Origin of the sequence: Denitraticella aggregata, assembly GCF_048158365.1 — a bacterium.
Lineage (GTDB): Bacteria > Pseudomonadota > Gammaproteobacteria > Burkholderiales > Rhodocyclaceae > Azoarcus_F.
Genome location: NZ_JBLLNL010000002.1, coordinates 157732 through 181538, shown reverse-complemented (window position 1 = coordinate 181538; position 23807 = coordinate 157732). Strand labels below are relative to the sequence as shown.

Annotated in this window: 19 protein-coding genes; 14 read left to right on the top strand and 5 right to left on the bottom strand. The window is 63.4% G+C overall.

All coding sequences use genetic code 11. From position 1 onward, the window contains the following. The first annotated feature begins 295 nt into the window (after positions 1 to 295). Both putA and putP read left to right on the top strand, forming a co-directional pair. Positions 296 to 3955 (top strand): bifunctional proline dehydrogenase/L-glutamate gamma-semialdehyde dehydrogenase PutA, encoded by a 3660-nt coding sequence (gene putA, locus ACKVEX_RS04215; protein ID WP_473214440.1) that lies wholly within the window; start codon positions 296 to 298, stop codon positions 3953 to 3955. 35 nt (positions 3956 to 3990) lie between these two features. Further along, positions 3991 to 5466 (top strand): sodium/proline symporter PutP, encoded by a 1476-nt coding sequence (putP, locus tag ACKVEX_RS04210; protein WP_473214439.1) that lies wholly within the window; start codon positions 3991 to 3993, stop codon positions 5464 to 5466. 95 nt (positions 5467 to 5561) lie between these two features. Here the strand turns inward: putP and ACKVEX_RS04205 are convergent, their stop codons facing one another. From ACKVEX_RS04205 to ACKVEX_RS04195, 3 genes are all read right to left on the bottom strand, one after another. Continuing rightward, on the bottom strand, positions 5562 to 6530 hold the full coding sequence (locus ACKVEX_RS04205) for a DUF3080 family protein (RefSeq protein WP_473214438.1): 969 nt from the start codon (positions 6528 to 6530) through the stop codon (positions 5562 to 5564). A 295-nt stretch (positions 6531 to 6825) separates the two neighbouring features. Continuing rightward, positions 6826 to 8136 carry a homoserine dehydrogenase gene (locus tag ACKVEX_RS04200; RefSeq protein ID WP_473214437.1) on the bottom strand — a complete coding sequence of 437 codons (1311 nt, stop codon included), beginning with the start codon at positions 8134 to 8136 and terminating at the stop codon, positions 6826 to 6828. 74 nt (positions 8137 to 8210) lie between these two features. Continuing rightward, a complete protein-coding gene (locus ACKVEX_RS04195; RefSeq protein WP_473214574.1) occupies positions 8211 to 9515 on the bottom strand; it encodes a pyridoxal phosphate-dependent aminotransferase in 1305 nt (434 codons plus the stop codon). Positions 9516 to 9650: 135 nt separating this feature from the next. Here ACKVEX_RS04195 and ACKVEX_RS04190 point away from each other — a divergent pair, with 135 nt between their 5' ends. Beyond that, positions 9651 to 10028 carry an Mth938-like domain-containing protein gene (locus ACKVEX_RS04190; RefSeq protein WP_473214436.1) on the top strand — a complete coding sequence of 126 codons (378 nt, stop codon included), beginning with the start codon at positions 9651 to 9653 and terminating at the stop codon, positions 10026 to 10028. An 85-nt stretch (positions 10029 to 10113) separates the two neighbouring features. Here the strand turns inward: ACKVEX_RS04190 and ACKVEX_RS04185 are convergent, their stop codons facing one another. Further along, complete coding sequence (locus ACKVEX_RS04185) at positions 10114 to 10908, bottom strand: undecaprenyl-diphosphate phosphatase (protein WP_473214435.1); 795 nt, start codon at positions 10906 to 10908, stop codon at positions 10114 to 10116. A 180-nt stretch (positions 10909 to 11088) separates the two neighbouring features. On the opposite strand from ACKVEX_RS04185, the gene ACKVEX_RS04180 reads away from it, so the two are divergent. From ACKVEX_RS04180 to ACKVEX_RS04155, 6 genes are all read left to right on the top strand, one after another. Continuing rightward, a complete protein-coding gene (locus tag ACKVEX_RS04180; protein ID WP_473214434.1) occupies positions 11089 to 11547 on the top strand; it encodes a peroxiredoxin in 459 nt (152 codons plus the stop codon). Between the two features lie 28 nt (positions 11548 to 11575). Continuing rightward, entirely contained in the window at positions 11576 to 12982 is a 1407-nt protein-coding gene (locus tag ACKVEX_RS04175; protein ID WP_473214433.1) for a PhoH family protein, read from the top strand. Between the two features lie 116 nt (positions 12983 to 13098). Further along, positions 13099 to 15039: a DUF294 nucleotidyltransferase-like domain-containing protein gene (locus ACKVEX_RS04170; protein ID WP_473214432.1), complete on the top strand. Its 1941-nt coding sequence runs from the start codon at positions 13099 to 13101 to the stop codon at positions 15037 to 15039. Between the two features lie 78 nt (positions 15040 to 15117). Then, entirely contained in the window at positions 15118 to 15759 is a 642-nt protein-coding gene (locus tag ACKVEX_RS04165) for a 3'-5' exonuclease (protein WP_473214431.1), read from the top strand. Between the two features lie 32 nt (positions 15760 to 15791). Beyond that, entirely contained in the window at positions 15792 to 16310 is a 519-nt protein-coding gene (locus ACKVEX_RS04160) for a C40 family peptidase (RefSeq protein ID WP_473214430.1), read from the top strand. A gap of 281 nt (positions 16311 to 16591) precedes the next feature. Then, a complete protein-coding gene (locus ACKVEX_RS04155) occupies positions 16592 to 17614 on the top strand; it encodes an extracellular solute-binding protein (RefSeq protein ID WP_473214573.1) in 1023 nt (340 codons plus the stop codon). A 60-nt stretch (positions 17615 to 17674) separates the two neighbouring features. Here the strand turns inward: ACKVEX_RS04155 and ACKVEX_RS04150 are convergent, their stop codons facing one another. Further along, positions 17675 to 19375 (bottom strand): ABC transporter permease, encoded by a 1701-nt coding sequence (locus ACKVEX_RS04150; RefSeq protein ID WP_473214572.1) that lies wholly within the window; start codon positions 19373 to 19375, stop codon positions 17675 to 17677. Positions 19376 to 19521: 146 nt separating this feature from the next. Between ACKVEX_RS04150 and ACKVEX_RS04145 the strand changes: the two genes are divergently transcribed. The 5 genes from ACKVEX_RS04145 to rsxA all read left to right on the top strand — a co-directional run bounded on the left by ACKVEX_RS04145 (position 19522) and on the right by rsxA (position 23802). Continuing rightward, the gene (locus tag ACKVEX_RS04145) at positions 19522 to 20640 is read left to right on the top strand and encodes an ABC transporter ATP-binding protein (RefSeq protein ID WP_473214429.1); all 1119 of its coding nucleotides are present in this window, start codon (positions 19522 to 19524) and stop codon (positions 20638 to 20640) included. Next, positions 20640 to 21341 (top strand): leucyl/phenylalanyl-tRNA--protein transferase, encoded by a 702-nt coding sequence (aat, locus tag ACKVEX_RS04140; protein ID WP_473214428.1) that lies wholly within the window; start codon positions 20640 to 20642, stop codon positions 21339 to 21341. Before ACKVEX_RS04145 ends, aat begins: the two co-directional genes overlap by 1 nt. 24 nt (positions 21342 to 21365) lie before the next feature. After that, positions 21366 to 22085, top strand: coding sequence for an arginyltransferase (locus tag ACKVEX_RS04135; RefSeq protein WP_473214427.1), 720 nt, complete (start codon positions 21366 to 21368; stop codon positions 22083 to 22085). 14 nt (positions 22086 to 22099) lie between these two features. Beyond that, positions 22100 to 23125, top strand: coding sequence for a quinone-dependent dihydroorotate dehydrogenase (locus tag ACKVEX_RS04130; RefSeq protein ID WP_473214426.1), 1026 nt, complete (start codon positions 22100 to 22102; stop codon positions 23123 to 23125). Between the two features lie 92 nt (positions 23126 to 23217). Then, a complete protein-coding gene (rsxA, locus tag ACKVEX_RS04125; RefSeq protein ID WP_473214425.1) occupies positions 23218 to 23802 on the top strand; it encodes an electron transport complex subunit RsxA in 585 nt (194 codons plus the stop codon). The last annotated feature ends 5 nt before the right edge of the window (positions 23803 to 23807 follow it).

The following is a 23807-nucleotide window of genomic DNA, read 5'->3' as shown; positions in this document are numbered from 1 at the left end:
GCAGGATGCTTCGCGTCAGCGTTCTATTCACCACTAAAACCGCAACATGGTGAATCCGAAAAAACAACCGTTTAGCACCACCCTGTGACACCGGAAAAGGGCGCATTTTGCCACCCCGAGTCCTTGAACTCAAGGGAGCGCGCAGACTGCGCAGGGAGCAAATGAAGTGTCCGGACAGGTCATTTGCTCCCCACATTGGCAACGGATAGAACTGGCTAATACCGGAATACGCCTCTAGTATGAAACACGAACTCCTCTTTGCAACGAGACAGCGACCAACGTCAGAGGGAGGCAGATGAAGGTGAAAGCGTATTCGTTACTGCCGGCCAGCAGCGAGACCCGGGGCGCGATCCGGGCGAGATATGCGGTCGATGAGGCCGAAGCCGTAAGGGACCTGGCGGATCGGTTGGGCCTTTCGCGAGACCGGCGCCAGGCGTTGTCCGATGAGGCCGCGCGGCTCATCCAGCGAGTCAGGGACGACACCAACCCGACGATGATGGAGGCTTTTCTCGACGAATACGGCCTCTCGACGGACGAGGGCGTCGGTCTGATGTGCCTCGCCGAAGCGCTTCTGCGTGTGCCCGACGCCGAAACGATCGATGACCTGATCGAAGACAAGATCGCCCCGTCCGACTGGAGCGCGCATCTCGGAAACTCGTTTTCGCCGCTGGTCAACGCATCGACGTGGGCGCTGATGCTGACGGGACGCGTACTCGCCTCTGATCCCTCCAAGCCCGCTGCCGGCGCACGCCGGCTGCTCAAGCGGCTGGGCGAACCCGTGGTCCGCACCGCCGTCGGGCAGACGATGAAGATCATGGGACAGCAATTCGTCCTCGGCCAGACGATCGAGGAAGGCATCAAGCGGGCCGAGAAGCTGCGTGCGAAGGGATACACCTATTCCTACGACATGCTCGGCGAGGGCGCACGGACCGACCCGGACGCACAGGCCTTCTACGACAGCTATGCGCACGCCATCAACGCGATCGCCAAGGTCGCGAAGGCGGATATCCGCGACAACCCCGGGATTTCGGTCAAGCTTTCGGCGCTCTCGCCCCGTTATCTGACCACGCATCGCACGGCGGTGGATGAACAGGTGATCCCGCGCTGCCTGAAGCTTGCCCGGATGGCGGCGAAGGCGAAGGTCGGGTTCAACATCGACGCCGAGGAGCAGGACCGGCTCGATGTGTCGCTCGATGTCGTCGACGCGGTGCTGGCGGACGAAAGCCTCGAGGGCTGGGACGGTTTTGGCGTCGTCGTGCAGACCTATGGAAAGCGTGCGCCCGAGGTGCTGCAGCACCTGTATTCGCTGGCCGAGCGACTGGACCGCAAGATCATGGTGCGCCTCGTGAAAGGCGCCTACTGGGACACCGAGATCAAGCTCGCGCAGGAGTTGGGCGCGCCCTCCTTCCCGGTCTTCACGCGCAAGGTGAATACCGACGTGTCCTACATGTCCTGCGCAAAGATGTTGTTGGACATGCGCGACCGGATCTATCCGCAGTTCGCGACTCACAACGCCCATACCTGCGCCGCCGTGCTCGAAATGGCCGGCAACGATCGCGACGGCTTCGAATTCCAGCGCCTGCACGGCATGGGAGAGTCGCTTCACGAGATCGTTCGAAAGCAGGCCGGCACGCGGTGCCGGATCTACGCGCCCTGCGGACCGCACAAGGATCTGTTGGCCTACCTGGTGCGGCGTCTGCTGGAGAACGGCGCCAATTCGAGCTTCGTGAACCAGATCGTCAACGAGGATATTCCGCCCGCGACCATCGCCGCCGACCCGGTGGATCGGGCGCTGGCGAATGATCCGATCCAGAACCCCGGCATCCCTCTGTCACGTGACCTGTTCAAGCCGGCGCGCGAGAATTCCAGGGGATGCCGGATCGAGGAACCGTCCAGTGTGCTGCCGCTGATCGAGGCACGTGATCGCTTCGCGGACACCAGATGGACCGCACGACCGATCCTTGCCGGCGATGCCGCGCCGGAGTGTGCGGCGAAAGACGTGATCTCTCCGACCGACGGCAGCGTCGTCGGAAAGGTTCACGAGGCGACTGCGAACGAGGTGGCGCAGGCGCTCGACGCCGCCCAGGGCGGGTTCGAGCAGTGGTCGCAGACCCCCGTCGCGACCCGTGCGGCGACCTTGCGCCGGATCGCCGACCTCTATGAGGAGAACATGGCCGAGTTCTGTGCCATCGCCACCCGCGAGGCCGGGAAGATCCTGCTCGACGGGGTGGCCGAGGTGCGCGAGGCCGTGGATTTCCTCCGTTATTACGCCTGTGAGGCCGAGCGGCTGGAAGCCGAGGATCCGGGCAGAGGGCGCGGCATCTTTGTCTGCATCAGCCCGTGGAACTTCCCTCTGGCGATTTTCACCGGTCAGATAGCCGCAGCCCTTGCAGCCGGCAACGCGGTCGTGGCGAAGCCGGCCGAACAGACGCCGATCATCGCGACGCGGGCGGCGGAGATGTTTCGCGAGGCCGGCGTGCCGGCGGCCGCCTTTCAACTGCTGCCGGGTGACGGCCCGGCCGTGGGCGGCCCGCTCACCTCCGACCCACGTATCGCCGGCGTCTGCTTCACCGGCTCGACCGAGACGGCGCAGCGGATCCATAAAGCATTGGCGGCCAACGCGTCCGCGAGCGCCGTGCTGATCGCGGAAACGGGCGGCCTGAACGCGATGATCGTGGATTCCACTGCGTTGCCCGAGCAGGCGGTCGACGACATCGTCGCCTCGTCCTTCCAGTCGGCGGGCCAGCGCTGCTCTGCGCTTCGCATGCTCTACGTCCAGGAGGACACCAAGGATCGGGTGGTCGAAATGCTGATGGGCGCGATGGACACCCTGGTGACCGGCGATCCCTGGTCGATCGACACCGACGTCGCGCCGGTGATCGATGCCGAGGCGCAATCCGACATCTCCGAATACGTCGACGCGCAGCAAAAGAAAGGCCGCCTGCTCAAGCGTCTCGCCGCACCCGAAGACGGCAACTTCGTCGGCGCCGCGCTGGTCGAGGTTGATGGCATTCAGGATCTCGAGCGCGAGGTATTCGGACCGGTGCTTCACGTTGCGTCCTTCAAGGCCAAGGACATCGATAAGGTGGTCGACGCGATCAACAACCGCGGTTTTGGGCTGACCTTCGGCCTGCACACCCGGATCGACGACCGCGTGCAGCAAATCGTCGACCGCATCCAGGTCGGCAACATCTACGTCAACCGCAACCAGATCGGCGCCATAGTCGGCAGCCAGCCTTTCGGCGGTGAGGGGCTCTCGGGCACCGGACCGAAGGCGGGCGGACCGCACTATGTCAACCGCTTCCGCCGAACCGAGGAACCGTCAGAGCATCCCGCACCTGAAGGCGATGCGGTTTCGGCGAGTCAGGTCGAGGATGCCTTCGCGACGCTCGACGCGACCGCCTGGTCGGCACGCGTGGACCGGGCGCAGGTGCTACGCAGGGCGCTCGACGGCAAGGGGGCATTGGTGCGCCGGGCCGTCAACACCGCCGCGAGTCTCGACAGCGGACCGTTCGCTCTGCCTGGGCCGACCGGTGAGTCGAACCGGATGATCATGCCGCCGAAGGGGCCGATTCTCTGCCTTGGACCGGAGATCGAGACGGCGCTCGGTCAGGCCGCCCAGGCGCTCGCCGCCGGATGCCCTGCGCTGATCGTCGCGCCCGGGGCCAAGGCAGCGGTCGAGCAACTCATCAAGGCCGGCGCGCCGGTCACAGGCATCGACGGGACCGTGCCTGCCGTGGAACTCGCGAAGGCAAAGGGATTCGTCGCCGTGGCCGCGGCTGGTGATTCCGACTGGACACGCGGGCTCAGGCAAGCGCTCGCCAGCCGTGATGGCCGCATGGTACTGCTCGAGACCGAAGTGATCTGTGCTGAGCGCTATTACGCCGAACGGCACATCTGCATCGATACGACCGCCGCCGGGGGCAACACCAGCCTGCTCGCCGCAGAGGCGTAACCCGCCTCACACAAAAAACGAAAGCGAGGAAGATCATGCAAACAGGAGTCTGGATCAGCCTGACCATCTACTTCGTCGCTATGCTGGGCATCGGGTTCTACGCCTATCGGAAATCGACGGGAAACTCCGAAGAATACATGCTGGGCGGACGCAACCTGCCACCTGCGGTCGCGGCGCTATCGGCCGGCGCATCGGACATGTCGGGCTGGCTGCTTCTCGGGCTGCCCGGCGCGCTCTACGCCGCCGGCCTCGTCGAGGCCTGGATCGGGATCGGCCTGTTCATCGGCGCGCTGGTCAACTGGATCGTCGTCGCCCCGAGGTTGCGCGAGCAGACCGAGCGCTATGACAACGCCCTGACCATCCCGGAATTCCTAGCCAACCGCTTCCCGACGCAGGCAACAGCGCTGCGCCTGGTCTCGGCGATGATCATCGTGGTGTTCTTTGCGGTCTACACCGCCTCTGGCCTCGTTGCAGGCGGCAAACTCTTCTCGACGGCCTTCAGCGGGGGCTACCAGACCGGAGTCTGGCTGACGCTCGGCATCGTTCTCGCCTACACCGTGGTCGGAGGGTTTCTCGCGGTCTGCCTCACCGATTTCGTCCAGGGCTGCATCATGATGCTGGCGCTGGTCATCATGCCGGCCGTCGTCCTTTATGCCGGTGACGGCGGCGGTTTTGCGCAGGCCGGAGTCACCTTGTCGGGTATCGACGGCTTCACCCTTTCGTGGTGGACCGAGGGCATGACCTTCATCGGCTGGCTCTCGTTGATGGCATGGGGGCTTGGCTATTTCGGCCAGCCGCACATCATCGTTCGCTTCATGGCAGTCAGGAGCGTCGCCGAGGTCTCGACCGCACGCAACGTCGCGATGAGCTGGATGGCCATCTCGCTGATCGGTGCGATCGGCGTGGGGATCTTCGGCCGCGCCTATGTCGAGCGCAGCGGAATCGCGCTGGCCGACCCCGAGACGATTTTCATACTGCTTGCCGAGACGCTGTTTCCGGCGCTGATCACCGGCTTCCTGTTCGCAGCCCTGCTCGCCGCGATCATGTCGACCGTTTCAAGCCAGTTGCTGGTGTCCTCGTCGTCACTGGCGGAGGACTTCTACAGGCTACTGGTCAACAAGAAGGCGAGCGACCGGGCGATCGTGACCGTCAGCCGCATCGCGGTCGTGGCGGTGGGTGCCGTCGCAGCCCTTATCGCGAGTGATCCGGACAGCCAGGTGCTCGGACTGGTGGCCAATGCGTGGGCCGGCTTCGGAGCCGCCTTCGGCCCGCTGATGATCCTGTCCCTGACATGGAGCCGCATGACCGGGCTCGGCGCCGTAGCCGGGTTGATCACCGGCGCAGTGACGGTGATCGTGTGGATCGCACTCGGCTGGAATTCGAGCTTCCTTGGCGGCCCGGGTATCTACGAGATGATCCCGGGCTTCGTCCTGGCGATGGTCGCCATCGTCGTCGTCAGCCTCGCCACCGATGCGAAGGGCGAGTTCCGCCCGATCACCGGAGGGGCGTGAGCGGTAGACCGACCTGATCTGGCCGACTGATCGAGCGACCGGCCAGGCGGAGGCTGGACCGGCCATGCGGTGCGCCCAAACGGCGTCGGGCGAATTCAACCCATGCCGGGACGCATGCCGCATTGTTCGAGCAGGGCCTGCCAGGCCTTGGTATGGCGCGCCACGGCACGATCGAAACCATGCCAGAGTCCTGTTTCGCCCTGCTGCGACAGCACCTCTTTGGCATAGGCGTCGAAGCTCGCGCTACGCATCTCGCCGCCGAGCGCGGCAAGTGACTCGATCGTCGGAATGAGCGCGAATCTCGCCTGCTGCACTTCCGACAGATAAGGCTGGACCTCTCCTGCAAAGACCGACAGGAACATACTGTGCATAGTGTCGGCGCGACGGGTACGAATGGGTTTTTCGCACAACGGGGTCTCGCCCAGTCTGGCCTCGAGCAATGAGCTGGCATCCTCCAGCCGGGTCGTCAGCAGGATCGCGCTCTGGATCAGTTGACCCGCGACCGGCTGGCGATGCCAGCGCTGGTAGACCGGGTCGAGTCCATCGACATCGACGTTCAGCTCTCCAGCCAGCGCACGCTGCAGCGTCGCGTCGAGGAACTGGAGGTCGGATGCGGCCTGCGACACTGCATTGGGATCCCTCCTCACCGGCATCGCGCCCCGGGACCGGGTGAACACCGCCTCGATCTCGCGGCTGCCCCAGACTGCATTCCACGCGATGTCGCCGAGGATTTCACGCTTGATCGCGATCACCTCGACCAGGCGCTGTTTCAGACCGTCGCGATCCAGTTCGGGGATGCACTCCTCGGCCGCGCGGATGAAGCGCAATTCATAATCCAGGCGGGCGGTCGGATGCATCACACGCCCGAGGGTGGAGTTACGCTCACCGACGACTTGCTGCAGCTCACATCCGTACAAGCCCAGGAAGTCGAGCATGCTCGCGTTGACATGCGCAATCTCGCGAACCCGCTCGCGCATGCGCGGAAACTCCGGCGCGACGGGAACCGTCGACAGCGACGAATCGACCTCCAGCACCCTGCCCAACCGCTTGACGTACTCTTCCATCAGCGAATCCGGCTTCGCGAATGGATCACAAGCCGCAATCATGGGCATCAGCATTATGACCGGCCACAGGCGTTTGAGCCCGGCCCTCAAGCGCGCAAAGCATTCCCTGCTCGAGCTCATCATGGCATAGCCATCCCCGTTACCGTCGCACTCGCCATTTGCGACGAAAACCTGCATGTCGACATCGACCTCAAAAGGCCCGCTACGGTTCGAAATACGGTCTTCAACCGCACGATAAAAAACGGGCCGGTGCGATCGCTCGCCACCGGCCCGGGATCGAGAAGCGGATGCCTTATTACTGCAGGGCTTCCATGCGGATGCGGGTCACCGAGCCATTGACGACCGGCAAGGCCTCGATCTGCCGGATCGCGAGGTTCGCGTTGCGCTCCACGGTGCGGTGGGTCAGCATGATGATGTCGGTCTGCGACTCGCCCTGCTCCGCCTCCTTCTGGATCAGCGCTTCGATCGAAATCTCGCTGTCGGCCAATATGCGCGTGATATCGGCGAGTACGCCCGGCTTGTCGTCCACCCGCATGCGCAGATAGTACGAAGTCACCACGTCCTCGATCGGCAGCACCATCAGGTCGCGCACCTGGTCCGCCTGGAAGGCGAGGTGCGGCACGCGATGTTCCGGGTCGGCCGTGTGCAGTCGCGTGACGTCGACCAGGTCGGCGATCACCGCGCTGGCGGTCGGTTCGGCCCCTGCCCCCTTGCCGTAGTAAAGCGTCGAACCCACCGCATCACCCTGTACCAGCACCGCATTCATCGCGCCCTCGACATTCGCGATCAGGCGCTTCTCCGGCACCAGCGTCGGATGCACCCGCAGCTCGATGCCCTCGTCGCGCATCTTCGCAATGCCGAGAAGCTTGATCCGGTAGCCAAGCTGGCCGGCATATGCGATGTCGACCGCGTCGAGCTTGGTGATGCCCTCGACATGGGCTGCGCCGAACTGCATCGGCACGCCGAATGCGATCGCGCTCATGATCGTGACCTTGTGGGCCGCGTCCACGCCCTCGATATCGAAAGTCGGATCGGCCTCGGCATAACCGAGCGCCTGCGCCTCGCTCAGCACATCGGCGAAAGGCAGCCCCTTCTCGCGCATCTCGGACAGGATGAAGTTCGTCGTGCCGTTGATGATGCCGGCCAGCCATTCGATGCGGTTAGCGGTCAGGCCCTCGCGCAGCGCCTTGATGATCGGAATCCCGCCGGCGACCGCGGCCTCGAACGCGACCATCACGCCGCGCTTCTGGGCCGCCTCGAAGATCTCGTTGCCGTGCATCGCGAGCAGCGCCTTGTTGGCAGTGACCACATGCTTGCCGTTGTCGATCGCCTTCAGGACCAGTTCGCGCGCCACACCATAGCCCCCGATCAATTCGACCACGATGTCGATGTCGGGATCGGTGACCACCGAGAACGCGTCATCGGTGATCCGTGCGTCATCACCCGCAACCGCACGTGCCAGTGCGACGTTCTTGTCGGCCACGGTCACGATCCGGATCGGGCGTCCGGCACGGCGCGTGATCTCCTCCTGGTTGCGCTTGAGTACGTTGAAGGTACCGCCACCGACGGTACCGATGCCCAGAAGTCCCACATTGATCGGTTTCATGAGATGCACTTTAGGTTGAGAAATGAGTTGAGCGACAAGAACGAGCGGGCCATCGGTGCCTGGACGCGCGATATTCAGCTGCCGAGCCGCTTGCGATAGTGTTCGAGGAAGCGCGAGATACGTCCGATCGAATCACGCAGATCGTCCTCGTGCGGCAGGAACACCAGGCGGAAGTGATCCGGCTGCATCCAGTTGAAGCCGCTGCCCTGCACCAGCAGGACCCGCTCGGACTCGAGCAACTCGAGCACGAACTGCTGGTCGTCGACGATCGGATACATCTTCGGATCCAGCTTCGGGAACAGATACAGCGCGGCCTGCGGTTTCACGCAACTGACCCCGGGAATGTCGCTGATCAGTTGCCACGCGAGGTCGCGCTGACGCGAGAGCCGGCCATCGGGCGCAATCAGTTCGTCTATGCTCTGGTAGCCCCCCAGTGCAGTCTGGATCGCCCACTGGCCAGGCACGTTGGAGCACAGACGCATCGAGGCGAGCATGTTGAGCCCCTCGATGTAGTCGCGCGCATGTCGCTTCTCGCCCGACACCACCATCCAGCCGGCGCGATACCCGCAGGTGCGATAATTCTTGGACAGGCCGTTCATCGTCACGAACAGCACATCGTCCGCGAGCGATGCGATCGACGTGTGCGTCGCACCGTCGTACAGCATCTTGTCGTAGATCTCGTCGGCGAAGACGATGAGCTGATTCTGTCGTGCGATCTCGATGATCTCGCGCAGGAAGGACTCCGGATAGAGCGCGCCGGTCGGGTTGTTCGGATTGATGATCACGATCGCGCGGGTGTCCGCCGTGATCTTGCGACGGATGTCGTCGAGATCGGGCAGCCAGCCGGCCTGCTCGTCGCAGATGTAATGACGCGGTCTGCCCCCGGCCAGGCTGACCGCTGCGGTCCACAGCGGGTAGTCGGGCGCAGGCACCAGCACCTCGTCGCCGTTGTTCAGCAGTGCCTGCATCGCCATCACGATCAACTCGGACGCGCCGTTGCCGAGGTAGATGTCCTCGATGCCGACCGCGGCGATCTTCTTCTGCTGAGTGTAATGCATGACCGCCTTGCGCGCGGCGAACATGCCCTTGGAGTCGGAATAGCCGGACGCGTCGCGCAGATTGTGGATCACATCGACCACGATCTCTTCCGGCGCCTCGAACCCGAACGGCGCGAGGTTGCCGATATTGAGCTTGATGATGCGATGCCCCTCGTCCTCCATCTGCTTGGCGCGGGCGAGCACCGGACCCCGGATGTCGTAGCAGACGTCGGCGAGCTTGGCGGACTTGCGCACCGTGCGCAATGCAAGCTCATCGGTCGGCTGTGCAGGCGGCTCGATCACCGACACCGGCGCGAGTTGCAGCTTGTTGGTCACGCCCATGGCGTCATCCTCGTCGAAATACATCCGCTGCATGCACGACCAGTGCCTGAACAACCGATGCGAAAGACTATAATCTTATCCAACCGACGAGCGCGCGGCAATTTTGCCCCTTGGCCGCCCAGTGGACGCAAGCGCATGAAACTCAATCTGGAACGCAATCCCAACCTGAATCTGGTCACCGGCTATGGCGCGGGCCATGTGCTGATAAACAAGATCCGCCACGACGGCAACCTGGTGATCAGCGCGTCACAGGTGTTACCGAACTGGGCGCCCAACGGCTTCGATGGCCTCAGCAGCGAAGACTTCGGCATGCTGCTCGAACTCGAACCCGAGGTAGTCATCATCGGTACCGGCAGTCAGCTGCGATTTCCCCAGCATGTGCTGCTGCGCCCCTTGATCGAGGCCGGCATCGGATTCGAGATCATGGACATGGCGGCCGCCTGCCGGACCTACAACATCCTTGCCGGCGAAGGCCGCGCGGTCGTTGCGGCGGTCATGTTCGACCCCGAGTGAGCGATTCGGCCGAATTTCGCGACCGGCAGATGGCCATCCGCGCGGCCCCTGGTGCGGACCGACCACTCATGCGGCGTGGCGACGCTCACCAGAACAGCCAGAACAGCAGCAAACCCAGCACGACCCGATAGATCACGTAGGGCAGCATGCCGGTGCGCGACAGCAGGCGGATGAACAGCTCGATGCATGCGTAGGCACTCAGGCCGGCGACCACCACCCCCACCGCCAGGATGCCCCAGTCCACCGACTCGGAGGTACTGATCAGATCACGCCCGATCAGCACATTGGATGCAATCAGCGTCGGGATCGACAGCAGAAAGGAGAAGCGCGCGGCCGCTTCGCGGGTCAGCCCCAGCATCAGGCCCGCGGTGATCGTGATGCCCGAGCGCGACGTGCCGGGAATCAGCGCGACAGCCTGGGCGAGGCCGACCAGGACTGCGTCGCGCCAGCCGATGCTGTCTTCGCTGCGCGCCCGCTTCCCGGTCACATCGGCCCACCACAACACCAGTCCGAACACGACCGCCGTGGTCGCGATCACCAGCGGACCGCGCAGCATGTCTTCGATGAAGGACTTGCCCAACAGGCCGGCCACCACCACTGGGACGGTGCCGATCACGACCGCCCAGGCCAGTCTCGCATCGGCGTTCCAGCGTCCCGCGAACGAGCCCAGTCCGGCCACGCTCATGCGCAACAGTTCGTGCCGGAAATAGATGATGACCGCGCCCAGGGATCCGGCATGCACCGCGACATCGAAGGCAAGACCCTGATCAGGCCAGCCGGTGAGCACCGGAACCAGGATCAGATGGGCTGAACTCGAAATCGGCAGAAACTCGGTGACGCCCTGCACCAGCGCGAGCAGGACGGTCTGAAGATAATCCACGGGGCAATTCCGGTTGCGGTTCGATGCGAACGGCGATGATAGCCGATCCGCTTGTGCATTGCAGTAAGGCGCTCATGCACGGCCGGCCCCCAAGGCCGCGGGCCGATGACCTGGCCACGATTGTCAAACGACACGAATCTCCGCTACGCTGCATCGTCCCGACAACAAAAGGAAAACACCATGAGTGCTCAGACCGCCGCGCCCGAATTCTCGCTGCCCGCCACCGGTGGCCAGACCATCACCCTGTCCGCGCTCAAGGGGCGCAAGGTGGTGCTGTATTTCTATCCCAAGGACAACACGCCGGGCTGCACGAACGAGACTGCCGCCTTTCGCGACCATCACGCCGATTTCGTGTCCGCAGGCTGCGCCGTCTTCGGCATCTCCCGCGACAGCCTAAAGTCGCACGAGAACTTCAAGGCGAAGCTGGAGGCACCGTTCGAACTGATCTCGGACGCGGACGAAATCGCGTGCCAGGCCTTCGATGTCATCAAGATGAAGAACATGTATGGCAAACAGGTCCGCGGGATCGAGCGCAGCACCTTCGTCATCGACGATCAGGGGCGGATCGCACACGAATGGCGCGGGGTCAAGGTGCCAGGACATGTCGAGGAGGTCCTCGCGTTCGTCCGCAGCCTCTGATTTCAGCGCCTTCAGGAGAGATCGTTCGATGACAAAACGCAGCGCGCGTGCCCCCCGCAACAAGCTTTTCGTGCTCGACACCAACGTGTTGATGCACGATCCGACGAGCCTGTTCCGCTTCGAGGAGCATGATCTGTTCGTGCCGATCATGACGCTCGAGGAACTCGACTCGAACAAGAAGGGCATGTCCGAAGTCGCACGCAACGCGCGTCAGGCGAGCCGCATGATGGACGAGATCGTGTCGTCCGACGTCACCGACATGAAGCAAGGCATACCGCTGGAAGGCCCGTCGCACGGGCTCGCGACCGGCAAGCTTTTCCTGCAGGCGGAGGCGATTCGCTTAGAGCTTCCGGACGCATTGCCCACGGTCAAGGGCGACAACCAGATCCTGGCGGTCGTCATGCATCTGGCCGAGCAACATGCGAAGCGCCCGGTCATCCTGGTGTCCAAGGACATCAACATGCGCATCAAGGCCCGCGCGCTGGGACTGGAGGCGCAGGACTACTTCAACGACAAGGTCCTCGAGGACAGCGACCTGCTCTACACCGGATCGCGCGAGCTCAGTGCCGAGTTCTGGGAGACTCATGGCAAGGAAATGGAGTCCTGGAAGGAGGAAAGCCGCACCTATTACCGTCTGAAGGGCGCGATCAGCGCCGAGCTGCTGATCAACGAGTTCCTTTATCAGGACGGGCCGAACCCGCTTCAGGCCTGGGTCCGGAACAGGCAGGGCAACACCGTCCTGCTCGAGACGCTCACCGACTACAGCCATGCGAAGAACGCGGTGTGGGGCATTACGACCCGCAACCGCGAGCAGAACTTCGCAATGAACCTGCTGATGAACACCGACATCGACTTCGTCACGCTGCTCGGCCAGGCAGGCACCGGCAAGACGCTGCTCACGCTCGCCGCAGCGCTGACGCAGGTGCTGGAGACAAAGCGCTACTCGGAAGTGATCATGACGCGGGTGACCGTGCCGGTCGGCGAGGACATCGGCTTCCTGCCCGGTACGGAAGAAGAGAAGATGGCGCCATGGATGGGGGCGCTGGAGGACAACCTCGACGTACTCAACGGCACGGCCGGAGAAGGCGGCGAATGGGGCCGTGCGGCCACCCGCGACCTGATCCGATCGCGGATCAAGATCAAGAGCCTCAACTTCATGCGCGGGCGCACCTTCATCAACAAGTTCCTGATCATCGACGAGGCCCAGAACCTCACGCCCAAGCAGATGAAGACGCTGATCACGCGCGCCGGCCCCGGCACCAAGGTAGTGTGCCTGGGCAACATCGCACAGATCGACACGCCCTATCTCACCGAGGGCAGTTCCGGCCTGACCTTCGTCGTCGACCGCTTCAAGGGATGGGCGCATTCCGGGCATATCACGCTGCAGCGCGGCGAACGGTCCAGGCTGGCGGACCACGCAGCCGAGGTACTCTGAACCGGAGCCCTTGACGATCGGCGTCGCACGCAGTCTGCGCCGCGACGCCGAACCCGCTCCCAAAACGCGTTCGCACGCAATGACAGCCGCAGAGCAGACCGACCGATCCTGGCAGCATGCGATATAATTCGGAGTCTCGCAAAGGATCGCCGAAAGTGACGTCACCCACCGCCCCCGAGATGCTCGTCGGAGCCAGCTCGGAATTTCTGAAGAGATTCTCGCCGTTTAACGGAATGGAAGCCGATGCACTGAGCTTTCTCGCGGATCGCATCCGACTTGCCTATCACATGAAGGGCGCCGAGATCCTGACCCCGGCAATGGGCCAGCCTCAGTTCTTCTATATCATTCAGCGGGGCAAGATCCAGGCCCGGCAGTCCGGCGCCGCGGCGGTCACCGAGTACGCGATGATGGCGCTCGGGCCGGGTGAATGTTTTCCGATCGGTGCCATCTCGGCGCAACGTCCATCGACCAACGCGTATGTCGCGGTGGAAGACAGTTTCGTCTACCAGCTCGCGGCCGAGGATTTCCTGACGCTGATCCAGATGAGCCCGGTCTTTCATCTGTTCTGCACCCGCTACATCGCCAGCCTGCTCAATCAGTCGCGCCAGCAACTGCAGACGACGTTCTCGCAGCGCGCCGCCGAGCAGCAGACCATGACGACCCCGATCGGGCAGTTGCTCAAGCACGAGGCCGTCTTCGTCGCACCTGAAACCTCGACGCGCGCAGCACTCGAGACGATGGCGGAATTCAAGATTGGCTGCATGGTGATCACCGATGCCGAGCAAAGACCGGTCGGCATCCTGACGCAAAGCGACCTGCTGCCCCGTATCGTGCTGCCCGGCCTCGACCTGTCACGCCCGGTCAGCGACGTGATGACGCCCGACCCACGCGCGTTGCCGCAGAGCGCATCGGCCTACGACGCAGCACTCGAAATGGCGACCCATGGCGTCCGTCACCTGATGGTGCTGGATGACAAGGGGCGTATGCTGGGCGTCGTGTCCGAGCGCGACCTGTTCTCGCTGCAGCGAATCAGCCTGCGCCAGATCCGCGCCAGCATCGACAGCGCAAGCGATACCGAGACCTTGCAGAGCGCCAGTCGCGACATCCGCCAGCTCGCGCTGAACCTGATCGCGCAAGGCATCGGTGCGGAACAACTCACGCTGTTCATCTCGGCGCTGAACGACGCCCTGACGCGCCGCATCATCCGCCTGGAGCTGGAGCGTCACGAGATCGAGGGCGTCGATTACGCGTGGCTCGCTTTCGGTTCCGAAGGACGCCATGAGCAGACCCTGTCCACCGATCAGGACAACGGCCTGATTTTCGTGTGCGCCGATCGTGCCGCACGCGAGCCCTTGCGCCAGAGATTGATCGGGTTCGCGCGCAGCGTGAACGAAAGCCTTGCCGCCTGCGGATTTCCACTGTGCAAGGGCAACATCATGGCCAGCAACCCGGAACTGTGCCTGACCCTGGACGAGTGGCAGGCACGCTTCGACAGCTGGATTCGAGAACCGGAACCGCAGGCGCTGCTCAACGCATCGATCTTCTTCGACTACCGGGTGTTGATCGGCAACGAACAACTGGGCGACAAGTTACGGGGCTGGCTCAACAAGACCGCCAAGCGCAATTCGACCTTCCTGCGCATGATGGCGGCCAACGCATTGGAGGTGCATCCGCCCCTTGGACGTATCCGGGACTTCGTGCTGGAAGACGACGGCACGATCGACCTCAAGAAGTCCGGCGCCCGCCTGTTCGTCGATGTTGCTCGCATACTGGCGTTGCGCGCCGAAGTCGGGTCCAGCAGCACCGCCCAGCGCCTGCGCCAGGCCGGCGCGAGAATGGGCGTGCAGACCGACGAATTGTCGGCGATCGTGGATGGCTTCCACTTCATCCAGTTGCTGCGTCTGCGCTCGCAGCACCTCGAGACCGAGCATGATGCAGACGGCGACAACCGGATTCGTCCTGACGAGCTCAACGAACTGGATCGACGCATCCTGAAGGAAGCGTTCCGGCAGGCGCGCAAACTTCAATTGCGCCTCAAGCTGGACTATCAGCTATGAGTGTCGAAGCGGTTCGCGCGCCTGCTACGGTGGCCCCATGATTGCAGACGCCCGGAATCACGGTGCAAGGGAGCGGCGATGAACTGGTTGAGCCGCCTGCTGCCGAACCGCGCCGACACCACCTCGCTCGATGCCGCGTCCCGCGAGGCACTCGCACACTGGCACACGTTGCCTGAAGCCGACCTCACACGCTCGCACTTCGAGACCCGTTACGTGGTCCTGAACACCGAGGCGTCCGGACTCGACCCTGACAGAAGCGCCCTGCTATCGGTCGCCGCCATCGCACTCGACTCGGGCACGCTGACCGCGTCGGACAGCTACTATTCGGCGCTCGAACCCGACCCGGGCAGCGTGCTGACGAACCTGCTGACCTTCTCTGGATCGGGTCCGGTTGTGGTATACAACGCTGGGCTCAACCGAGTCATGCTGGACCGTGCGTTCGACCGTCACGTGGGTGTGACGCCCGACTGGGTCTGGCTGGACCTGTATTGGCTGTTACCAGCCCTGTTCGAGGCGCGCATCCATGGGCCGACACGCCTGTCCGAGTGGATGCGGCAGTTCGATATCGAGACTTTCCAGCGGCACCATGCGCTCGGCGATGCCTACGCGATCGCTCAGCTGATGATGGCCACCCAGGCCCGCGCACTGAAGCGGGGATTGAACTCTGCGCGCAGCCTGGCCGAACTCGAACGCACACGACGACAACTGAGCGGACGCTGACGGCGGCCGATCTTGAAGGAGCGAGGCTCTCGATGTTGATTCGCAAGACGATCCTGATCGCGCTGATGCCGCTCGCACTCACCGTTTCGGTCGGCGCATTCGCAGGCGAACAGGGTGCGATCGATTCATCCTTGAACTCTGTCGATGAAGCGCCCGCGTCGGAGAACCGCGCCCAGGGTCTGATCGACCATGGAATGGAATACCTGGGCATCCGCTACAAGTATGGCGGCACTTCGCCGGAAACCGGCCTGGACTGCAGTGGTCTGGTGCAGAACGTGTTCAGCAAGGCGGTCGGCCTGGACCTCCCCAGACGGGCGAGCGACATGGCCAGACTGGGCACCAAGGTCGGCAAGGCCGACCTGCAGCCGGGCGATCTGGTGTTCTTCAACACATCCAGACGCGCCTACTCTCACGTGGGCCTGTACATCGGAGACGGTCAGTTCCTGCATGCACCGTCGAGCGGCGGCAAGGTGCGGGTCGAAAGCATCAACGGTCGCTACTGGCTCGCCCGCTTCAACGGTGGCCGGCGCCTGCTCGAATCCGAAGGCTGACCAGAATCGCGCTCTCGATTCCGACCCGAAGCGGCGCACTGCGCCGCTGATGGATGATTTTGCGCCCACTGACGTGCGCCGCGACGCGAATGCCAAACCGATCAAGCACCTACGGACTGTTGCCGAGACGGTCGGCACTGACGATCAGTGCATGCATGGATCCCTCATCAACAAGATTTCTTCGCATTGCAGATCACTAAAACGAGAAGTTTTTGCAATTAGGAATCACTCTCGTTATTATTTGCATAACCTGGAAACCAACCACTGAAGGTGTCTGCATCATGAAGAACAAGGCTGTCCTGTTGTCCCTCGTCGCTGCCCTCGGCATGACCTCGCTGACCTCCCCGGCACTCGCGCAGGAGCTGAACGTCTACTCGGCCCGCCATTACCAGACGGATGAGGCCTTGTACAGAGAATTCACCCGACTGACCGGCATCCAGGTCAACCGCATCGAAGCGCGCGACGACGAACTGCTCGAGCGGCTGCGCAACGAGGGGGCGAACAGCCCCGCCGACGTGCTCATCACGGTCGATGCCGCACGCCTGACAGCCGCCCAGGAACTCGGCCTCTTCGCGCCGGTCGAGTCAGAGCTCGTCGCATCGCGCATTCCCGAGCATCTGCGCACCGACACCTGGCTCGCGTTTTCACAGCGCGCGCGCGTCATCGTCTTCAACCCGGAATTGGTCCAGGCCGAACAGGTGACGACCTACGAATCGCTCGCCGATCCGGCACTCAAGGGCAAGATCTGCTCCCGTTCCGGCAGCCATCCGTACAACCTGTCGCTTGGAGCCGCCCTTCTCAGTCATATCGGGGCCGAGGCGACCGAAGCCTGGGCCAGGCATCTCGTCGACAACTTCGCGCGCCCGCCGCGCGGCGGAGACACCGACCAGCTTCGCTCGGTCGCCGCCGGCGAATGTGGCGTGACCATTACGAACAGCTATTATTTTGCGCGCCTGATGCGCTCGGACAAGCCGGAAGACCAGGCGGTCGTCGCGAACGTGCGCTTCGTCTGGCCCAACCAGCTCAGTTGGGGGACGCATGTGAATGTGTCCGGCGCAGGCATACTCAAGAACGCGCCGAACAAGGAAGCGGCTGTGAAGTTTATCGAGTATCTCACCTCGGATCAGGCACAGATCTACTTCGCCGACGGCAACAATGAATGGCCCGTGGTACCGGGCGTCAGAACCGACAATCCCGCGCTGGCCAAAATGGGCGAATTCAAGAGCGACACCACCCCGCTCGGCACACTGTCGGCTGGCATCGCCGAAGCGCAGCGCATCTTCGACCGGGCCGGTTTCCGCTGACCGGTTCTCCCGCGCGAGGATTTTTTTGGAGACCGCCTTCGGGCGGTCTTCTGTTGCCCGTCAGTTTCCCGCGGTCGGGTTCGCGCTGGCTGCCACGGGCACGGCCATGGCGACCATGCTGCGGCGCCGATTCTTCACTATCTGACGCGAGATCAGGAACATCGGGATCAGTCCGACTGCCACGATCGTCAGGGCCGCCGTCGAGGCTTCGGCGAGGCGTTCGTCGGCCGCCAGCGTATGGGCCTGGGTGGCGAGCGTGTCGAAGTTGAACGGCCGCATCACCAGCGTCGCAGGCAGTTCCTTCATCACATCGACGAACACCAGCAGGCCCGCGGTCAACAGGCTCCCACGCAGGATCGGCACATGGACCCGCCGCAGCGTCGCGAACTTGCCATATCCAAGGCTGCGCGACGCATCGTCCATGCTGGGCGTGATCTTGCCCAGACTCGAATCGACCGTGTGCAATGCGATCGCCAGAAAGCGGGTCAGATACGCGTAGACGAGGGCCGCGATACCGCCAGTCAGCACCAGCCCCGGGTTGATACCGAACACACTCTCCCATCCCGACGCGATGAAGTTGTCGAGACGGGTCACCGGAATCAGCACGCCGACCGCGATCACCGACCCCGGCACCGCATAGCCGAGACCGACGATCCGGTTCGCCGCGGACGGCACCGTCGAGCGTGCGAGCCGGGCGGCATAGGCCAGCAGCACTGCGATCGCGACCCCGAGCACGGCCGTGACCGACGCGAGCACGAAGCTGTTGCGCGCCAGCGTCACGAATCGCGGACCGAACTGCGCGTCGCCTGCCGCGAAAGCCATGTCGAGCAACAAACCGCCCGGAAGCAGGAAACCGAACAAGAGCGGCATGAAGCACGCAAAGGTCGCGACCCAGGCACGCGCGCCGTCGAGACGGATGCGCGCAGGCGCGCCTGGCTGGCGTGACGTGTTGTTGAACCGTGCCCGCCCGCGACTGGCATGTTCGAGCACCAGCACCAGCACGACGAAGCCCAGCAGCACGGCCGCAAGCTGCGCAGCTGCGGCACGATCCCCGAGCGAGAACCAGGCACGATAAATTCCGGTGGTGAAGGTCTGAACGCCGAAGTACGCCACCGTACCGTAGTCGGCCAGAGTCTCCATCAAGGCCAGTGCGGTACCGGCGACCAGCGCCGGGCGCGCGAGCGGGAGCGACACCTGGAAGAAACACCGCCACGGTCCGAGGCCGAGCGAGCGCCCTGCTTCGAGCATGCCCGACGCGCGCTCGAGGAAAGCGGTGCGCGCGAGCAGGTAGACATACGGATAAAGCACGAACATGAACATCGCGATCGCACCGCCGACCGAGCGAACGTCCGGGAACCAGTAATCTCCGGCCCGCCAGCCGAAAGCCTCGCGCAGGCCGACCTGCACCGGTCCGACGAACTGTAGAAAATCCGTGTACACGTAGGCCATCACGTAGGCCGGCACAGCGAGCGGCAGCACCAGCGCCCACTCGAAAAAACGACGGCCCGGAAAATCGAGCATCGTGGTCAACCAGGCTGCGGTGATGCCGATGCTGGACACACCCAGCCCCACGCCGATGCACATCACGATCGTGTTGCGGATGAACTCCGGCAGCACCGTCTGCGCCATGTGCGACCAGGTATCCGAGGTCCCGCCGACGACCACGTTCGAGAAGACCGACAGGACCGGTACCGCGATCAAGGCTGCGATCACGACGCCGAACAGCGTCAGTCCCGACCATCCCTGCAGGAAACTTCGCATCCCTGAAACCCGTCTCATCGACACTCCACATTCTTTGCCATGCGAACCATCCACATGGCCGGCGTTACGGAATTATAATTGATCGCATTTAGGATACGGCGAAGCGATCCAGGCGTCGCGCTCAACCAGGACGGATCATAGACGACATGTCCCATCTCGAACTCGTCGACATTGACCTCGCCTTCGGCGAGCACCCCATCGTCCGGAAACTCTCCATGAAGCTGGAGAAAGGGCGAATCGGCTGTCTGCTCGGTCCATCGGGCTGCGGCAAGACCACGGTGCTGCGCTGCATCGCGGGCTTCGAACGGGTCGGGTCGGGCGAGATTCGCCTGGACGGCGCTCTCGTGAGTTCACCGTCCAGGCACCTTCCCCCGGAACAGAGACGGATCGGCATGGTGTTCCAGGATTACGCGCTGTTTCCGCATCTTTCCATCGCCGAGAACATCGGCTTCGGACTTAGACGCCAGCATGCGTCGGTCCGGTCAGGGCGTGTCGCCGAGTTACTCGGGATCGTGGGTCTGGCGGGCCAGGGGAACAAGTATCCACACGAGATGTCTGGCGGACAACAGCAGCGGGTCGCACTCGCGCGCGCGCTCGCACCCGCTCCCAGCCTGCTGCTGCTGGACGAGCCTTTCTCCAACCTCGATGTGGAACTGCGCGAACGCCTGTCGCATGAGGTCCGGGACATTCTAAAGGCGACCGGAACGACCGCGGTCCTGGTGACCCATGATCAGAACGAGGCCTTCGCAGTCGCCGACGAGATCGGCATCATGCACGAGGGCCGGATCCAGCAATGGGATTCGCCCTACAACCTCTATCACCGGCCGGCGAACCGTTTCGTCGCCGACTTCATCGGCCAGGGGGTGCTGCTACCCGCCGAAGTGCTGAACGATCATCAGGTGCGCATGGAACTCGGCACGCTCAACAGCATGATCCCGGTCGAGTGCAGCGTCGGCTGCGCCGGTTGCGACCGCCACTGCCCGGTGGAGGTGCTGCTGCGTCCTGACGACATCATTCACGACGATGTCAGCGGCATGAAGGCCAGGGTGGCGAAGAAGGCCTTTCGCGGTGCGGACATCCTCTACACCCTCGAGCTGAGTAGCGGCGCGCGCGTGCTTTCGCTGGTACCTAGCCACCACAATCATTCGATCGGCGAAATGATCGGCATTCGACTGGCTGTCGACCATGTGATCACCTTTCACGAAAACTCCGATCAGGCCGCGCATGCCCAAGCCCGCAACAGCCTCGTCCGCGTCACCACCTGATGATACCGTGGCTGTCTGATGCGCCGGTGTTTCCGCCAGTGCAATCCGCACTGGTCGAGCCTGACGGATTGCTCGCCGCTGGCGGGCGGCTCGAGCCGGACTGGTTGATCGCCGCCTACCGTCAGGGCATCTTCCCCTGGTATGCGGAGGGCGAGCCCCTGCTGTGGTGGAGCCCCGACCCGCGCCTGGTGCTCATCCCGTCGCGAATCAGGATCAGCCGTTCGCTGCGAAGGACACTGCGCAAGCCCCGCTTCGAGATTCGATTCGACACCGCCTTCGCCGACGTCATCGAAGCCTGTGCGCAGCCCCGCGACGAATTCGGCGGCACCTGGATCACGCCCGACATGCAGCGGGCCTACATGTGCATGCACGAACTCGGCTACGCCCACAGTGTCGAAGCCTGGGCTGACGGCGCCCTCGCCGGAGGACTCTACGGCATCGCACTCGGACGCGCGTTTTTCGGCGAATCGATGTTCAGCCGGGTATCGGACGCATCCAAGGCCTGCCTCGTCCATCTCGCACGACGCCTTGACGCGAGAAATTTCGCTGTAATAGATTGCCAGATGACGACCGCACATCTGCTGTCGCTGGGGGCAGCCGAGGTCGAGCGCCAGGTCTTCCGTGACTGGCTCGACACGCTGACCCGGCAGGGCGATGGGCCCGGACAATGGTCCGCCACCTGGGATCCCGGACCATTCTGACTGGATAACGAGAGACCGCGAGCCATGCAGAACGACTACCCTTACGCGCTGATCCAGTTCTATGCGACCGCCCCGTATGCCTGTTCATATCTGAGTGACCATGTGGCGCGCTCGCAGGTGGCGACACCAGGACATCTGATCGACACGCCGATCTACAGCGAACTTGTGCGTAACGGGTTTCGTCGAAGCGGCGTGTTCACGTACCGCCCCTATTGCGACAACTGCCAGGCCTGCGTGCCGGTCAGGATTCCGGTAGATCACTCGCAACTCGATCGCAGCCAGCGCCGCGCTGCGAGGAAGCACGCCAACCTGAGTGCCAGCGAACATCCGCTGAAGTTCTCCGAAGAGCACTACGCGCTGTATCAGCGCTATCAGGCGTCCCGTCATGCCGGCGGCGGAATGGACCAGGACAATCGCGAGCAATACACCCATTTCCTGCTTCAGAGCCATGTCGACACGCGGTTGGTCGAATTCCGCGAGGACGGCGCATTGCGCATGGTCAGCGTGATCGACCGACTCGTAGACGGACTGTCCAGCGTGTACACCTTCTACGACCCCGACGTTGCGGGTGCGAGCTATGGGACCTATGGCGTGCTATGGCAGATCGAGGTCTGTCGCCGCCTGCGCCTGCCCTATCTGTATCTCGGCTACTGGATCGAACAGAGCGGGAAGATGGCCTACAAGGTGAGATTCAGGCCACTCGAAGGGCGAATCGAGGGACAATGGCGGGTCATCGAACCCTGAACCCAGCGTCATTCATGCTCTATCCACTCGTTCGTCCGCTGCTCTTCTCGCTCGACCCCGAAACCGCTCACGAATTCACGATCGCCGCACTGCACGTAGCGGGCCGCTTCCTGCCGTCTGGTCGATCGATCGCCGCACAACCGGTCGAGGTGATGGGTCTGCGCTTTCCGAACCGGATCGGTCTCGCTGCGGGGCTGGACAAGAACGGCGAGGCGATCGACGGGCTCGCACGGCTGGGCTTCGGCTTCCTCGAGGTCGGCACCGTCACGCCACGCGCCCAACCTGGCAACCCGCGTCCCAGAATGTTCCGCCTGCCCGAGGTTCGCGGCATCATCAACCGCATGGGCTTCAACAACCATGGCGTGGACGCACTGCTCGCCAATGTCCGCGCTGCCCGATTCCGCGGGGTACTCGGCATCAATATCGGCAAGAACTTCGACACCCCGATCGAGCGGGCGGCCGACGACTACCTCGCCTGCCTGGACAAGGTTTATCCGCTGGCGAGCTATGTGACCGTCAACATCTCGTCACCCAACACGCAGAACCTGCGCCAGTTGCAGGGCGAATCGGAGCTCGACGACCTGCTCGGTCGACTCAAGCACCGGCAGCAGGCGCTGGCCGACACGCATGGCCGCTACGTGCCGATCACGCTGAAGATCGCGCCGGATCTCGACTCGGCGCAGATCATGAACATCGCGGATGCACTGCGCCGGCACCGGATCGACGGTGTGATCGCAACCAACACGACGGTGGCGCGCGACCGGATCGCAGGCGCGCGCTTTGCCGAGCAACAGGGCGGGTTGTCCGGAGCGCCGCTGTTCGAGCCCTCGACTGCGGTCGTGCGCGAACTGAGCCACGCGCTGGCGGGCGAACTGCCCGTGATCGCTGCGGGCGGCGTACTCGGCGGTGACGACGCAGCGGCAAAGCTCGACGCCGGCGCGAGCTTGATCCAGCTCTACAGCGGGCTGATCTATCGCGGACCGGAACTGGTGTCCGAATGCGTGCGGGCAACGACCGGACGCGAGCCTGCAAACGGCTGAACGCGGCGTACGATGCGGAACCCTGAAGGAATCAGGGTTGAGTGCCCTGGCTCTGCGAGGGATAATTCCACGCTTACACCCTGAACCCTATCATGACCAGCTACATATTCGTTGTCATCGGCGCCGTACTCGTCAACAACGTGGTCCTCGTCCGCATGCTCGGGCTGTGCCCGTTCATGGGGGTATCGAAGAAGCTGGAAACCGCGATCGGGATGGGCGTGGCGACCACTTTCGTGCTCACACTGGGCGCAGGCACGAGCTACCTGATCGATCATTACCTGCTCGCGCCCAACGACCTCACCTACCTGCGCACGCTGTCGTTCATCGTCGTCATCGCCGGCATCGTTCAGGTCACCGAACTGGTCATCGAGAAGACCAGTCCGTTGCTGCATCAGGTACTCGGCATCTATCTGCCGCTGATCACCACCAACTGTGCGGTGCTGGGCGTGCCGCTGCTCAATGTGGGCTACGCGCACAACCTCCTCGAATCCCTGCTGTTCGGTTTCGGCTCCTCGGTCGGTTTCACGCTGGCCCTCGTGCTTTTTGCCGGCATTCGCGAGCGTCTGGACGGTGCCGACGTGCCGATACCATTCAGGGGCACCGCGATCGCGATGATCACCGCCGGCTTCATGAGTCTCGCATTCATGGGTTTTGCCGGGTTGGACCGGTTCCAGTAGGAGAG